Origin of the sequence: Moraxella sp. TY6, assembly GCF_048551375.1 — a bacterium.
Taxonomy (GTDB): domain Bacteria; phylum Pseudomonadota; class Gammaproteobacteria; order Pseudomonadales; family Moraxellaceae; genus Faucicola.
The window spans coordinates 137,050-151,989 of record NZ_JBLYZJ010000006.1; the positions used below are offsets into that span (position 1 = coordinate 137,050).

General features: G+C 44.3%; 15 protein-coding genes. 5 read left to right on the forward strand and 10 right to left on the reverse strand.

The features are described 5' to 3' along the window. Positions 1-67: 67 nt before the first annotated feature. From ACK1U4_RS06335 to ACK1U4_RS06345, 3 genes are all read right to left on the reverse strand, one after another. A complete protein-coding gene (locus tag ACK1U4_RS06335) occupies positions 68-607 on the reverse strand; it encodes a UPF0149 family protein (protein WP_419400807.1) in 540 nt (179 codons plus the stop codon). 49 nt (positions 608-656) lie between these two features. Further along, positions 657-908, reverse strand: a complete 252-nt coding sequence (locus tag ACK1U4_RS06340) for a PA3496 family putative envelope integrity protein (RefSeq protein ID WP_419400772.1) — start codon at positions 906-908, stop codon at positions 657-659. A gap of 104 nt (positions 909-1,012) precedes the next feature. Next, complete coding sequence (locus ACK1U4_RS06345; RefSeq protein ID WP_419421664.1) at positions 1,013-2,536, reverse strand: hypothetical protein; 1,524 nt, start codon at positions 2,534-2,536, stop codon at positions 1,013-1,015. On the opposite strand from ACK1U4_RS06345, the gene serB reads away from it, so the two are divergent. Beyond that, positions 2,516-3,508 carry a phosphoserine phosphatase SerB gene (gene serB, locus ACK1U4_RS06350; protein ID WP_419400774.1) on the forward strand — a complete coding sequence of 331 codons (993 nt, stop codon included), beginning with the start codon at positions 2,516-2,518 and terminating at the stop codon, positions 3,506-3,508. The two genes, ACK1U4_RS06345 and serB, sit on opposite strands and share 21 nt — an antisense overlap. A 266-nt stretch (positions 3,509-3,774) precedes the next feature. On the opposite strand, the gene purC is transcribed toward serB, so the two are convergent. The 3 genes from purC to dapA are packed head-to-tail and all read right to left on the reverse strand — an operon-like array spanning position 3,775 to position 5,720. After that, positions 3,775-4,488 (reverse strand): phosphoribosylaminoimidazolesuccinocarboxamide synthase, encoded by a 714-nt coding sequence (gene purC, locus ACK1U4_RS06355; protein ID WP_419400775.1) that lies wholly within the window; start codon positions 4,486-4,488, stop codon positions 3,775-3,777. A 54-nt stretch (positions 4,489-4,542) separates the two neighbouring features. Beyond that, complete coding sequence (locus ACK1U4_RS06360; RefSeq protein WP_419400776.1) at positions 4,543-4,809, reverse strand: hypothetical protein; 267 nt, start codon at positions 4,807-4,809, stop codon at positions 4,543-4,545. Positions 4,810-4,826: 17 nt separating this feature from the next. Next, complete coding sequence (dapA, locus tag ACK1U4_RS06365) at positions 4,827-5,720, reverse strand: 4-hydroxy-tetrahydrodipicolinate synthase (protein ID WP_419400777.1); 894 nt, start codon at positions 5,718-5,720, stop codon at positions 4,827-4,829. Between the two features lie 464 nt (positions 5,721-6,184). On the opposite strand from dapA, the gene nadB reads away from it, so the two are divergent. Next, positions 6,185-7,870 carry an L-aspartate oxidase gene (gene nadB, locus ACK1U4_RS06370; RefSeq protein WP_419400778.1) on the forward strand — a complete coding sequence of 562 codons (1,686 nt, stop codon included), beginning with the start codon at positions 6,185-6,187 and terminating at the stop codon, positions 7,868-7,870. Positions 7,871-8,224: 354 nt separating this feature from the next. On the opposite strand, the gene tmk is transcribed toward nadB, so the two are convergent. The 3 genes from tmk to ACK1U4_RS06385 all read right to left on the reverse strand — a co-directional run bounded on the left by tmk (position 8,225) and on the right by ACK1U4_RS06385 (position 11,077). Continuing rightward, complete coding sequence (gene tmk, locus ACK1U4_RS06375; protein ID WP_419400779.1) at positions 8,225-8,848, reverse strand: dTMP kinase; 624 nt, start codon at positions 8,846-8,848, stop codon at positions 8,225-8,227. Then, positions 8,849-10,072 (reverse strand): endolytic transglycosylase MltG, encoded by a 1,224-nt coding sequence (mltG, locus tag ACK1U4_RS06380; protein ID WP_419400780.1) that lies wholly within the window; start codon positions 10,070-10,072, stop codon positions 8,849-8,851. 96 nt (positions 10,073-10,168) lie between these two features. Then, on the reverse strand, positions 10,169-11,077 hold the full coding sequence (locus tag ACK1U4_RS06385; protein ID WP_419400781.1) for an aminotransferase class IV: 909 nt from the start codon (positions 11,075-11,077) through the stop codon (positions 10,169-10,171). Positions 11,078-11,269: 192 nt separating this feature from the next. Between ACK1U4_RS06385 and rpoH the strand changes: the two genes are divergently transcribed. The 3 genes from rpoH to thiS all read left to right on the forward strand — a co-directional run bounded on the left by rpoH (position 11,270) and on the right by thiS (position 13,135). Continuing rightward, positions 11,270-12,469: an RNA polymerase sigma factor RpoH gene (rpoH, locus tag ACK1U4_RS06390; protein ID WP_419400782.1), complete on the forward strand. Its 1,200-nt coding sequence runs from the start codon at positions 11,270-11,272 to the stop codon at positions 12,467-12,469. Positions 12,470-12,471: 2 nt separating this feature from the next. Further along, positions 12,472-12,837: a DUF423 domain-containing protein gene (locus tag ACK1U4_RS06395; protein ID WP_419400783.1), complete on the forward strand. Its 366-nt coding sequence runs from the start codon at positions 12,472-12,474 to the stop codon at positions 12,835-12,837. A gap of 97 nt (positions 12,838-12,934) precedes the next feature. Further along, a complete protein-coding gene (thiS, locus tag ACK1U4_RS06400; protein WP_419400784.1) occupies positions 12,935-13,135 on the forward strand; it encodes a sulfur carrier protein ThiS in 201 nt (66 codons plus the stop codon). A 10-nt stretch (positions 13,136-13,145) separates the two neighbouring features. Here thiS and rpoN read toward each other — a convergent pair whose 3' ends face one another. Then, positions 13,146-14,795 carry an RNA polymerase factor sigma-54 gene (rpoN, locus tag ACK1U4_RS06405; protein ID WP_419400785.1) on the reverse strand — a complete coding sequence of 550 codons (1,650 nt, stop codon included), beginning with the start codon at positions 14,793-14,795 and terminating at the stop codon, positions 13,146-13,148. Positions 14,796-14,940 lie beyond the last annotated feature (145 nt).

Here is a 14,940-nt window from a genome sequence, read left to right on the forward strand (position 1 = left end):
GGCGGTGTAGCCCCCTCTTTCATAAAGAAGGGGTTGGGGGAGATTAAAGGGAATTACCCTTTTTTATTTAATCATTGGTATGGAATAACAAAAACAATTCCACGACATTTTTCTCAATGGCTTCTGCCATTTGGCTCATGGTATCTGGGTCTTTCATCAACTCAACCATATCAGGCTCTTCGGCATCAATCCCACTAAACAACACCATCGGCAAGGTCAACATCGCCACATCTTCTTGGGTGTCTTCATCGCTAAACCAATCCGCCTCTTCATCTTCGCTGGCATACATCGCATCAACAAAACCCACTGACCATTCACCCACATCCGACTCAATGACATCATCATAATCAATGTCTTCGATATCAAATGGTAATTCAATCTCACGCTCATCTTGTAGCGTGGCTTTTAGCTCATCTCGCCATGCTGTCAATGCGTCAAGTACCGCAGGTTTGACCTGTTTTTGATGCCCTTCAAATAAAAAATCTTGCCAATCTTTGAGTGGCTTGCCCACGATAGAGGCAGTCAAAAAACCATGCGTAGCGATACTTGGCATACCAAATTCGTTGTCATCGCTATCCAAAAAATCCATTAAATCATCAAAGTTCATCATTGTTATTTACCTTTGGTTATGTCAGTTGGTGATGACTAAGTTCGCATTAGTCATCAAAATCATCATCGTCCCAGTCATCGTCATCATCTAGGTCGTCTAAGTCTTTATCAAAATCGTCAAAACCGTCTTTGAGTGAGCGTTCAAGACGTTTTTCTTCTAATAAATTGTCAATCAATCGTCTTTTTTCAAGACTGCTCGCACGCCCTCGACCTGATGCGTCATCATCTGCCAGTCGTGCGTCATCATCATCATCAAAGCTTTCGTCTTCAAATCCGTCTTCTAAATCCGTGTCTGCCATAAGTGTGCCTCCGTCATGTCGTGTGCAAAAGTTTTAGCAAAGTTTTGATTTATACAGCCTTATAATGGCTTTAATCTGATAAGTCAAGTATTTTTTGGATTGGGTTATGATGATTTGTCCATATTGTCCGTGTCACTACTGGTCAAAATCGTATCTCGTTTCTCAATCATTTCTTTCATCAAAATAGCAGATAAGCCTTGATACAGCAGAGCTTCACGTTCGATGACACTGGTAGGATGTTTGATATTTTTGAGCTGTACTTGCCCATCGAGGGTTTTTAGCAAGGGTTGTGGGTACAATAACAGTAAACCATCTTCTTTGCCATGATTTGCCATCAATTGATGGATGGCATCATATTGTTGGTTGAGGCTCGCACCGACATGAATGGGCAAGGCAAAACGTGACAGTTCACGGTGTTTTTCGTACACCACTTGATTGACCATAATCACCAATTTGGCAAGCAATACCGATGCCAAAGGAAGCTGTTCGGCTTTACCGCTTAAATGCACCACTGCCCCTTGGGTGCTAAAGTGCGAAACTTGGGTAAGTTTGACATCTTTGATATAGCGATTGATGAGGGCGTGGCTATGCTCAAACAGGCTTTCTGCGGTACGAGCAAATAGTTGGTCACAAAGGCGTAGATACGGATTGGCAAGCTCTGGTGCGACACGATCCAGCAAATGAAATTCATCAAAAAAGCAAATTTGCATTTGAATTTGGGCATATTGATTATAAGCTGGCACGATGACATTGGGCGAAACGCTAGGTTGGGCAGTGGTTTGGTAGATATTGGGTGCGTCATTCTCCGCTGTGTGCAGTTCACTGGCGAAGGATTGCGTGTCATCAAGTGTGCTATCGCTGTCGGTTTGGTTTTTATTGGGGTATAAAAAGTCGGTAATCGAACGGCTATCTTGCTCAACTGACAGTGCTTCTTCACTCGATGGCTGTGGGTCTGCCACACCTGTTGTCGCCATGTTTTCATTGTTGATTCGAGCCAAAGCAAGGCGTTGTTGGACTTTTTCACCCAATTGCTCAAGCTGTTGACGGGTGGGGCGTGCCAAATACCCATAAATCAACCACAAAAACCCATGTAAAATCGCCGAACCCAACAAAAATAACCATTGCCCACTGATGATTTCACCTTTAGAAACGGCTTTCATGGTGACACTGGCATAGCCTAAAAGTTGATTATTTTGGATAATATTATCTTCAATCACTTGACCTGTTTCGGTTTGTGATTGTCCGATTTGTACCAATGTTTGTTTATTTTGGTCGCTGATGACCAGTTTGGCGATATCATTATCGACTTGATAGCGATTGGCTAATACGCTTAGGCTAATTCGGTCTTGATTGGCAATTGCCGTCATGGATTCTTTGCCCAATTGCTCGACAATTTTTTCACCTTTATCGGTGCGGTATTCATATTGTTGTTTTTCAGTGCTAAATACTAACATGATGATATTTAGGCAAAAACTAATCAATAATATAATGGCAAAAATGCCTTGGCGTGGGGCAAGATAATTCATGGGTATAATAAACTTTCTTTGGCGATAATTAAATGCTACATTATCATGTTTATTTTTTTGACGCACAAGGGGCAAATACACATGACGGCAAATTTTTTGCATAAAATTGAGGCTCAATCACCCAATAGTTGGGTTTTGACACTGACCACTGCCAAACTTGAACTGGGAACACTGGCGAAAGTCAGTCATTTATTAGCCACGCATTATCCCAGTTTACGTATTGTTGAGCAGACCACCTTGGTGAGCGAGCAAGATTGGCATGCCAATGCAAGGTTGGCACAAGCCGAGCAAGTCAGCCCTGTGACCTGTGTACGCTGGGTATTGACAGGCGATGTCAGCCATGCCGACCAAGTTTGTCAAACCATCAAACAGGTGTTTCATCAAGCCAATTTGGGGCATATTGACGTTAATATCATGCCGTTGGCGACCTATCTAAGTCCGCATAAATTGGCGTTATTTGACATGGATTCGACCTTGATTGAGCAAGAGGTGATTGTTGAGCTTGCCAAAAAAGCAGGCATTGGCGAACAGGTCAATATCATCACTGAATCTGCGATGCGTGGTGAGATTGATTTTAATGAAAGCTTTACTCGCCGTGTCGCCTTGCTTAAAGGCTTGGATAGTGCGGTATTAGAGGATATCATTGCCAATCATATTAGCTTTAGCCTTGGGGCAAAACGCCTAATCACTGCCCTTAAAGCCAACGGTTATTATGTGGTATTGGTGTCAGGTGGGTTTAATTATTTTGCTGAATATGTCAAAACCGAACTTGGCATTGATGAAATTTATGCCAATGATTTAGATATTGTCGATGGGAAAGTCACAGGCGAAATCACCTCGCCAATTGTCGATGGTAACCGCAAAGCCGAAATCTTACAAACCGTGGCAAAACGTTTAAATATTGAGTTATCCCAAACCGTGGCGGTAGGCGATGGGGCGAATGATTTACCGATGCTAGGTCTTGCTGATATCGGCATCGCCTATCGTGCCAAACCTGTGGTACGTGAACAAGCGGACTATGCAGTGACCGTGGCAGGACTGGATGGGGTGATGGCGATTTTGGGGTTAAAATAAATAAAAAAGCCAGATTATAAGAATCTGGCTTTTTACAAATTTAACAACGTTTTACAATCTTGGGCGTATGCAATACGCCCCTACAGAACGGATGTTATTTCTAATTAATAGGACTTACGCAATTTTGGATAACTTTGCAAATAAAAAAGACGCTAGTTCCCTGCCTTCGCAGGGGTGACGAGTAATTAAAATCTTTGTCGTCATTCCTGCGTATGCAGGAATCCAGTGTCTTTTGCGTAAGTCCTAATTAAAAATAATGCCACCCATTAATTCATCGGTACGCCAATACGTTGGGCAACTTCTTCATAGCCTTCAATCACATCACCAAGGCTTTGACGGAAACGGTCTTTGTCGAGTTTTTTCTTGGTTTCTTTATCCCAAACACGGCATCCATCTGGCGAAAATTCATCACCCAATACGATACGGTCTTTGAATAGACCAAACTCAAGTTTGAAATCTACCAACATCAATCCGCCTGCATCAAACAGTTGTGATAGCACGTCATTGACTTTATAGGTTAAGGCTTTCATTTCGGCAAGTTGAGCTTCGGTCGCCCAGCCCAATGCAATGGCTTGCGATTCGTTGACCATTGGGTCGCCTAACGCATCATCTTTAAAAAACAATTCAAAAGTTGGTGGGGTCAGTGCTTTACCCTCTTCTAGACCTAAACGGCGTACCAATGAACCTGCGGCATAGTTACGCACCACACATTCAACAGGAATCATTTTTAGGCGTTTGACCAATACTTCGCTGTCGCTGAGTTGCTTTTCAAAGTGGGTTTCGATACCTGCCTCGGCAAGCTTTTGCATGATATAGGCATTAAAGCGGTTATTGACTTGACCTTTACGAGCCAATTGTTCGATACGTTCGCCATTGAATGCCGAAGTATCGTCACGAAACTCCAATACAAGGTAGTCTGGGTCTTGGGTTTCAAATACCGATTTGGCTTTACCTTTATAAAGCAGTTGTTGTTTTTGCATGGGTTTTTCCACCAGAGTTTGTATAAAAAATGGGTTATTTGGAAAAGGAATTAATTATTTAACGGTACTAATGGGTTTTGGCAATACAAAACGCTTGCCTTGTTCGCCTGTCAATTTTAGGGTGTTTTCACCAGATTCAGGCACTTGGTACATTGGCACAAAAGGATAGGTTTGGCTATCCGCAGGCAGTTGCACAGGGGCAAGTTTTTGGGTTTTGGTATAGTCCAAAGAGTTATCGCCCACTTTGTGTTTAAAGGTCGAGCAACCTGTGGTCGCCAATACGAGGCTGACCAAGCCGATACCCATGAAGTTGTTTGTCATAGCGTTCATAACCTGTTTCATAATAGCCCTGCCTGTGCTAAGTCGGCATCAATGGTGGCGTGATATTGCTCAGACAGCCATGTCAACGGCAAGCGGATGCCTGATTCGATACGCCCCATTTTATGTAAGGCATATTTGACAGGAATTGGGCTAGACTCGATAAATAAATCTTTGTGTAAATGTGCCAAGGTTTTGTCCAATGCTTCGGCTTTATCAAACTCACCTTTTAGGGCTAAGTCATACACTTGCCCCATGATTTGTGGTGCGATGTTGGCAGTGACCGAAATATTACCTTTTGCCCCATGTTTCATCAGTTGCAAGGCGGTGGCATCATCCCCTGATAGTACGGTCATCCGCCCTTTGATGGCTTCGATGAGTTTCGCCCCACGAGCGACATCGCCTGTGGCATCTTTAATCGAAACGATATTTTCGATATCTGCCAAACGCTCCACGGTGGCTTGCTGAACATCAACAATGGTACGCCCCGGTACATTATACAACACTTGTGGAATATCCACCGCTTCAGCAATGGCTTTATAATGTTGATAAATACCTTCTTGGGTCGGTTTGTTGTAGTAAGGTGCAACCAATAATACGGCATCCGCCCCTGCTTGTTTGGCGTGCTGGGTCAATTCGATGGCTTCTAGGGTATTATTCGCCCCTGTACCAGCCATGACAGGCACTCGTCCATTCACTTGCTTGATATAAAATTCGATGACATCCGCATGCTCTTGCATGGAAAGGGTGGCAGATTCGCCTGTCGTGCCGACAGCCACTAGCACCTTTGTGCCTTGTTCAATTTGCCAATCGATAAGGGTGGCTAATGATTGCCAATCTACGTCCCCATTGCTGTGCATGGGCGTAATTAAAGCAACCATCGAACCTTGCAATCTTTCTTGAATGGTTGTCATAGCTGAATACCTTTTATACTATAGGGCTTTATTTTTCCAATAACATCATTATTACACCAAATTATGGCGAGTAGTTTACCACAAAATATCGCCATAGTTTAAGCGTTATTGTGCAAGCATGTGGATAATTGCCAACGCCCCTCCCAAATCGCCAAAAAATGGTAGCATACCGTCACCTTTATCTGAAACTATTGCTCAAAAAATGGTATCATCAGACGACACTATCAATCATTTATGTTGGGTCTGATACTTTGACCCAAATCTACAAATAACACTTTTGTGTAAAACCTAATATCGAATCCAAAATTTAAAGTCGTAGGGGCGTAATGCTTACGCCCTATTTTAAGATTTCAAATATTGGGCTTATGCAATAAGCCCCTACAATACGATATTTATTGGATTTGTGATAATTTAGAAATTATGCAAAAATGCCATCATACCGCATATTTTAGGGACAGCTAATTATGACTCACCTTGACCAAGACGCTACCAATCCTTCCCCCATCATACCCAATTCAAACAATGCCCACCATTTTGACGTGGTGATTGTCGGCAGTGGCGGTGCAGGTCTGACGTTGGCGTTATCTTTGCCAAGCCACCTCAACATTGCGGTACTTGCCAAAGACAAACTCACCGAAGCCAGTACCTTTTATGCTCAAGGCGGTGTGGCGGCGGTGCTGTCGGATGATGATTCGGTCGATGAACACGTCAGTGATACGCTGATTGCAGGGGCTGGGCTATGTCATGCCGATGCGGTGCGGTTTACCGTTGAGCATAGCCGTGAGGCGGTGGAGTTCTTGTTAAAACAAGGTGTCAAATTTACCCTTGATGAAAATGAAACCTTGCATCTGACTCGTGAGGGCGGTCACACCAAACGCCGTATCATCCACGCTGCCGATGCGACAGGGGTGGCGATTTCGACTACCTTGGTGAAACGTGTCAAACAATGCCCGAATGTTAAGCTATTTGAATATGTCACGGCGATTGATGTCATCACCACCAATAAACTTGCTAAACTTGCCGATGCCCCTATCAGCGAAACCAACCGTGCGGTGGGCTTGTATGCGTTGGATTTGCAAACCAATCAAGTGATGACCTTTGTTGCCCCATTTGTCGCCCTTGCGTGTGGCGGTGCGTCAAAAGCTTATCTTTATACCTCAAATCCCGATATCGCCACAGGTGATGGCATTGCGATGGCATGGCGTGCAGGTTGCCGAGTGGCAAACCTTGAGTTTAACCAATTTCACCCAACTTGCCTATATCACCCAGAGGCACGTTCGTTTTTGATTACCGAGGCGATGCGAGGCGAAGGGGCATATCTACGTCTGCCACCGACCAAAGAACATCCAGAGGGCGAGCGATTTATGCTTCGCTTCGATGAGCGTGGCGAGCTTGCCCCTCGAGATGTGGTGGCTCGTACCATTGACTTTGAGATGAAGCGTTTGGGCTTGCGTCATGTGTGGCTGGATATCACCCACAAAGACCCAGCATTTATCAAAGCCCATTTCCCTATGTTGTATGAACGCTTGCTTGAGCTTGGCATTGATATGACGGTGGATAAAATCCCTGTCGTGCCTGCCGCCCACTATACTTGTGGCGGTGTGATGGTCAATGACTACGCCCAAACCGATGTCATCAATCTATACGCACTGGGCGAAACCTCCTTTACAGGCTTGCATGGGGCAAACCGCATGGCAAGTAACTCACTGCTTGAGTGCTTTGTGTATGGGATGAGTGCTGCCAAACATATCGCCAGTGCATTTGCTGAAGACCGAGTGCCAAGCCTGCCCAACATCCCTGCGTGGGATAGCCAAGAGGTCACTGACCCTGACGAAGAGGTGATTGTGCTACAAAACTGGGATGAGCTTCGCCAAACCATGTGGCATTATGTGGGGATTGTGCGTTCGGATAAACGCTTACACCGTGCGTTAAGTCGGATTTTGTTATTAAAACAAGAAGTGAATGAGTATTATGCCAATTTTGTGGTGAGCAAAAATTTGATTGAATTACGCAATTTATTGTTGGTGTCTGAGTTGATTGTGCGTTGTGCATTACGCCGTCACGAGTCACGAGGCTTGCACTATAGTAAGGACTTTCCGCAGACCTTACCTGTGGTCGGTGATACCATTTTGACACCATCTTTGCCGTAAGCGTTTGTTAAATATAATGTTTTAAATGATATGATTCTGTAGGGGCGTATTGCATACGCCCAAAATCTCAAGATATTACGGTTGATTTAATGCTTGATAAAAGCTATAAAAAACGTAGGGGGCGTTTTTCGCACCATTTAACACATTGATTTTAAAATATTAATATAAAAGGGCGTATGCAATACGCCCCTACAAAAAATGCTTATTATTTCTAGGAGTTACGCAAAAAAATACAAACATTCGCCCTAAGCTGGTCGAAAGATTGCCTTAAAACGGCATCAGTTTTAACACGCTATTTCGTGGGTAACGCTTCGCTAACCCACACTACTTGAGGAATTGGAAAAAGGTCTATTATTAAATCACTGTTAAAACTCTTTGCAATACATCTTCGACTGAACCACTCGCATCAATGCGTTTAACCCGTTGCGGATAGCGGTCGTGACAATACGCCAAGCCTTGATACACTCGCTCAAAAAACGCCACTTGCTCTTGCTCAAAGCGGTCAAGCTTACCTCGGCTTTTGGCTCGATTCATTCCCTCAATCACAGGCAAATCTAGCCAAATCGTGGTATCTGGCAACCGTGGCACAAAGCTATCAATTAATTGTTGCACTTTGGCAAGCTCACTAGGGTCGCCATGCTTACGCCCAAAGCCTTGATACGCTAGACTTGAATCAATAAAACGGTCACACAGCACCCATTGATTATTGGCAAGTGCAGGCAAAATAGTATTGGCTAGGTGGTCAGCTCGTGCCGAAAACATCAGTAGCAGTTCGCTTTCTTCCACCATCGTCACGTTAGGGTCAAGCAGTAACTCACGCAGTTTTTCGGCAAACGGACTTCCCCCTGGTTCACGAGTTTGGATGAAGTCGATACCTGCTTTGCGAAGATGCTCAGCAACGCCTTGAATCAGCGTGGTTTTCCCCACCCCTTCTGTGCCTTCAAAACTAATAAATTGCGGTGTCAATGTACTCATCATTTATTCACTCGCCTTTTTTTCTCGAATGACACGTAGGTATTCTTGTACGGCTTCGTTATGGTCTGCCAAATTACTGGTAAATTTATGCCCACCTTTACCAGTCGCCACAAAGTACAGCGAATCCGTATTGTTAGGATGCAGTGAGGCTTTGATAGAGGCAATACTCGGCAATGCAATCGGCGTGGGTGGTAAGCCGTCAATTTGATAGGTGTTGTACGGGGTTTTTTCTGCCAAATCGGCTCTGCGGATATTGCCATCATACCGCTCACCCATGCCATAAATCACCGTAGGGTCGGTTTGCAGTCGCATTTTTTTCTTCAAACGATTGATAAACACACCTGCCACTTCGCCACGCTCGCTATCGACACTGGTTTCTTTTTCGATGATAGAAGCCATAATCAAGGCTTCGTACGGTGTGGCATACGGCAAGTCGGCTTGACGCTTTTCCCACTCACTCATCAAGGCATCATGCTGACGAGTAAATAAATCCGTCAATACTTTTTTGTCGCTACTGCCCTCATTAAAATAATAGGTATCTGGTGAAAACCAGCCTTCAAGATTACCGTTTGGCGTGTACTCAGCAGGTAAATTCAGCCCAAGTTTGGCGACATCGACTTTTGAGCCGTTAATGACTTCGTTTTTGATGCCTTTATTGTCGGTCAGATGTTTGTATAAATCTTTGGCGGTCTTACCCTCGATGATTTGCACTTTGATAAAGGCGACTTTTTCACCCTGTTGAAGTACGTTTAGCATGGTGGCAAAACTGGGGTTTTCTGGAATTTGGTACACGCCAGAATGCAGTGACTTATCCATTTTTAGCTTGATGTATAGCTTGGCTAATGGGGCAACAAATAGTTTTTGTTTTTTATCCCATTTATCAACCAACCCATAGTAGGTTTCGCCTTTATCCACCGTCATCATTTGTTTGGGTTGTTTAATCGTGCCAAACAAGGTGTTATAAAAAGCAAACAATAGCCAACCCAATAACATGACCACAAACGCCACGATTGCCAAACCACGGAATTTTGAGGGGTGTTTGGCTCGCCCTGTGACTTCATCGGCAAATTCGATTTTGGAGCGAGTTAGCAATTCATCATCTTCAACAATGATAGGATGCTTGTCGGTCAAACCCTCGTCAGTGGTGGGTTTTGGTAAGTCATTGGCAAGGGAATTATCGTGGGAATGTTCTGGCTGTTTATGGGTATTGTCTGATTGGTCGTTCATAGTGATTCGATAGCAGAATAAATTAAGCGAAATTTAGCAATTTATCACAAAAATAGCAATAATTTTTGGTTAACGTGGGTTGGGCAGGGCTAGAATTCATCGGTTAAAGTTGATAAAAAAGTCAGCAAATGTAACACTATCGCCATTCGGTAATTGCAATATCGAAATGGGTATCACGCCTCGCACCGCATTACATACCAATAATCCGCTTAACTCGCCCAAATCCGCATCGCTTAATACACGCTCAATCACTGGCTGTTGATGCTTGGCTAGGTTATCCATAATGACTTGACGCATCACACCTTTGACCCCTGAGTTATCCAGTGGTGGGGTAAACCATTGCTGAGAGTCTGTACTAACAGTATTTACATCAATAGACTTTAATTGATAAAAAATATTACAAAAAGTCCCCTCGACCCACTCGCCCATCACGTTTTTTACCAAACCTTCAATGATGGGAAGATTGCTAGTTCGTTGGCTGTCTTGAGCATTAATTTGATAGGTTAACAGCTCACGACTGGCAAGCACTTTATCTTGGGCATTGAGTAGTTTTAACCCTGCCAAGGGTTTGGGTAAACAGGCGATTTGTTGGGTTAGACATACCGCTTGGCTAGGCGGTTGGAGGATGATACGTTGGGGTATTTGTGCCAAAGGCGTGTCGCTCGGCATTCGCTTCACCCACGTATGGGCATCACCATTGACAAAGCCATAGCCTTTGACAGGTTGATTTTTTCGGCAAACAATCAGCTTTAGCACCCCCTGCCCCATCGCTTGAGCGTGGGCTTGCACGGCAGTCACAAGCGTTGGGATATCAAGGGTAAGTTGTAAGGCGTCACAGCTATCAACCACTCGCTGTATATGATAATCCAGCCAATTGACCTCGCCTGCCACCACCGCCATGGTGGTAAAAAACCCATCACCGTAGGCAATCACTCGCTCATCAATATCAAGTGTGGTGAGCGGTTGATAATTACCCAGAAAGACGCTATAAAGTTCGTACCACATGATGATTGACACCTTGCCTTTGTATGTGATTTTTTGTAGGATGCTTAATAAGTACAGGGCTGATAAATACAGGGCTATAGTAACATGGTTAAAACAGCACTTACAAAATCACGCTTAAAAAAACGTTGGCTTTGGTGCATACTGATTCACAAAAGTTTTAACTGATTTTTATTTAAATGGACAGGTTTTTTCATGGCAACTCGCTCAACAACCGCTAACGCTCATCGTTCTTCTCGTACAAAAAAGCACCCAACTTCCGCCAAAAATGCTGACACCCGTACAGATGAACAAACCTTGCTTGAAGAAAATAGCGAAGACGAGCTAGATGACTGGCTTGACGAGCCTGACTTTGATGATACTGACTTTGATAACATGGATGATTTATCAAATTTTGACGGTGATTATGATGATTTTGATGACAGCTTTGATGACGATTATATCAATGATGGAATAGATGAAGCTGATGAATTTAGCGAACGCCCAAAACGCCCTACCCCTCGCAAAAAACTCAGTAAAAGTCGTGCCATCGTGCCTGCCATTCCGACTGCCTTGTCTGCCCCCGGTGTCAATCTTGGGGCATATATCAATGCCGTACATCAAATTCCGATTTTGACCCCAGAGCAAGAGCAAGAACTCGCCCACCGCTACACCGATGAAGGCGATGTCGAGGCAGCACGTTTGTTAGTCATGTCGCATCTGCGGTTTGTCATTCATATCGCACGCAGTTATTCGGGCTATGGCTTGCCACAAGGCGATTTGATTCAAGAAGGCAATGTTGGCTTGATGAAAGCGGTACAGCGTTTTGACCCCAATAAAGGCGTACGCTTGGTATCCTTTGCGGTGCATTGGATAAAAGCAGAAATTCACGAATTTGTCATTCGTAACTGGCGGATTGTTAAAGTTGCTACCACCAAGGCTCACCGTAAGCTGTTTTTTAATTTACGTTCGTTGAAAAAAACCAACAACCAACTGACCCTTGACGAAGCTGAGGCGATTGCCAAAGACCTCAACGTCACGGTCAAACAAGTGTTAGAGATGGAAAGCCGTCTGACCTCGTATGATGCGTCATTTGAAGCCCAAAGCGATGATGAAGACGAAGGACGCTACGCCCCACAATACTACCTTGAGGACGACTCCGACCCTGCTGATGCCATCGAAGATGCCGACTGGGAAGAATCCAATAACAATGCCTTGATGGAAGCGATGGAAGAGCTTGATGACCGCTCTCGTGATATCGTGCAACAGCGTTGGCTGAATGACCAAAAAGCCACCTTGCATGAGTTGGCAGCGGAATATAACATCTCTGCCGAGCGAGTGCGTCAGATTGAAAAAAATGCGATGGATAAAATCAAAGAAGCCATGCTTGCCAATACCCATTTACAGTTGGATTGATTATGATGAACTGGATAAGTATTGGTGCAATCAATATGGCGTTAGCGGTGGTGTGTGGGGCGTTTGGCTCGCACGGCTTAAAGGCTCGGCTAACGGCTGAACAACTCAACTGGTGGCAAATCGGCACGCAATATTTCTTTTATCATGCGTTGGGCTTACTCATCGTTGGGTTATTGATACGACTAAAATTCGCCCCTGCCAGTGTGGCTTGGCTATTACAGCTTGGCATTGTGTTGTTTGTTGGCTCACTCTATTTGATGGCGTTGGGAATGCCGAGATGGTTTGGGGCGATTACGCCGATTGGTGGTACGCTGTGGATAGTGGCGTGGGTGTGGTTAGCGGTGAGTGTAGCAAAAGCAAAAATATAAAAATCGTAAGGTGTGCCATGCACACCATTAATATACATTATTTTTTAGGGTGTGTATGACATACCTTACCTCAATCTTTAGGCTCTAGGAAATCAAAATGCCCCAAGTACAATTGAATGGCGAAACCATGCAAACCCTTCACACCAACCTATTACAGTTTCTTGATGAAATGGGACAAACCCAAGGGCGTTTTGCCGTTGAAGTCAATGGCGAACTTGTCCCCAAAACCCAACTCGGCAACACCCCTATCACCGACAACATGACCATCGAAGTCGTGCAAGCGGTGGGTGGTGGTTAGACAATTTAATCTAAAACCGCTGTTTACGCTGAGTCGATGAGCCAATATTCATCCCTTCACGGTATTTGGTGACGGTACGGCGAGCGATGTCGATGCCATCCTCTTTGAGCTTATCCATGATGGCATTATCCGAAAGTGGTTTTTTGGGGTCTTCAGCGTCAATCATGCGTTTTATCATCGCACTAATCGCAGTCGAAGATACGCCGTCGCCATCATCGTTACTAACTTGACTAGAAAAGAAATATTTTAGGCTAAATAAGCCCCTAGGTGTCAGCATGGTCTTACTGGTGGTGATACGTGACACCGTGGATTCATGCAGTTCTACCTCGTCTGCCACATCTCGTAAAATCATCGGTTGCATGGCAGTTTCGCCCTGTTCCAAAAACGCCTGTTGACGCTTGATGATACAGGTAGCGACTTTCAGCAAGTTTTGATTACGCTCCTCGATACTGCGAATAAATAACCGTGCGTCTTGCAGTTGCTCACGCAAGTATACGCCTTGTTCGGTTTGGTCATTGCGTTGAATCAAATTGGCATATTCTTGATTGACTCGTAATTTTGGCAACAGGTCAGGATTTAACTGCACGTGCCAGCCGTTTTTGCTTTGACTGACCAACACATCAGGCACATCATAGCTTTCTGGCACAAAATCCAAGTGGCTTTGCGACTGCTCATAGCTTAACGCAGGATTGGGGTTTAGGGTACGAAGCAAGTTGATACAAGGCTGAATATCGTCCACATTGAGGGCTGTGGCTTTGAGTAACGCACTGATATTATTACTGACAAAATATTCTGGATACGCCAGCAGTTTTTGGGCATTTTCGAGGTGGGGCGTATCTTTGGGCAAGCGTTTTAATTGAATCAGCAAACATTCCGCCAAACTTCTCGCCCCTACGCCAATGGGGTCACAATTTTGGATTTGCTTGACCACCAATTCAATGTCTTCAAGTTCAAGCTCTAAATCCTCGACTTGATAAAACGCCAACATGGTGTCAAAACTGTGAAATAGCTCATCACAACTTAAAGTGATAAAGCCTCGCTCATCCATACTATCAATCAGATATTCAGCAATCATCATTTCGATGTCGGATAAATGTTTAAAATTTAACTGCCAACGCACATGGTCTTGGATATTGCCTTGGGTACTAAATTTAAAATCATCGTCTAGCTCATCGGTGTCCACTCGTGACAGCCCTGTCGGCTCATGGGTATAGACTTCATCCCATTGGGTATCGACTGTCATTTCCAAATTATCACTGGCAAAATGCTCACTGCTATCAATATTATCAAAGCCCCCATCGCCATCAAAGCCACCATCAAAACCATCACCACCATCTTGCCAATCAGCATTGTCATCACGAGATTTGCTATCGGTTTTGGTGTTGCGTTGCCAATTATCTTGCCAACCAAAATCCTCCACTGAGGATTCTGGATTTGATGCTTCTTGAGGAGTGGCATTAGCAGTCGTGTCTGCGTCAGCATTGTTGGCGGTTTGCCAATCATCGTCAGTATCACGCTCAAGCAGTGGATTACTATCCAATTTTTGTTGAACTTCTTGCTCCAACTCAAAACTGGACAATTGCAACAAGCGAATCGCCTGTTGCATTTGGGGTGTGAGGGTCAGCCCTGTTGTCAGTTTTGTGCCAAGAGCCATTTTCATTGCGTAATACTACCTTTCAAGTGTTGCTGACAGCGATTGTGGTTATTATTATTCATATTAACAGTGTTCTTTGATAATATTTTAAGGTTTTTTTTAGTCTTGGTACAGTTATCTATGCTCACTGGGGTGATTTTGGCGATGGTTG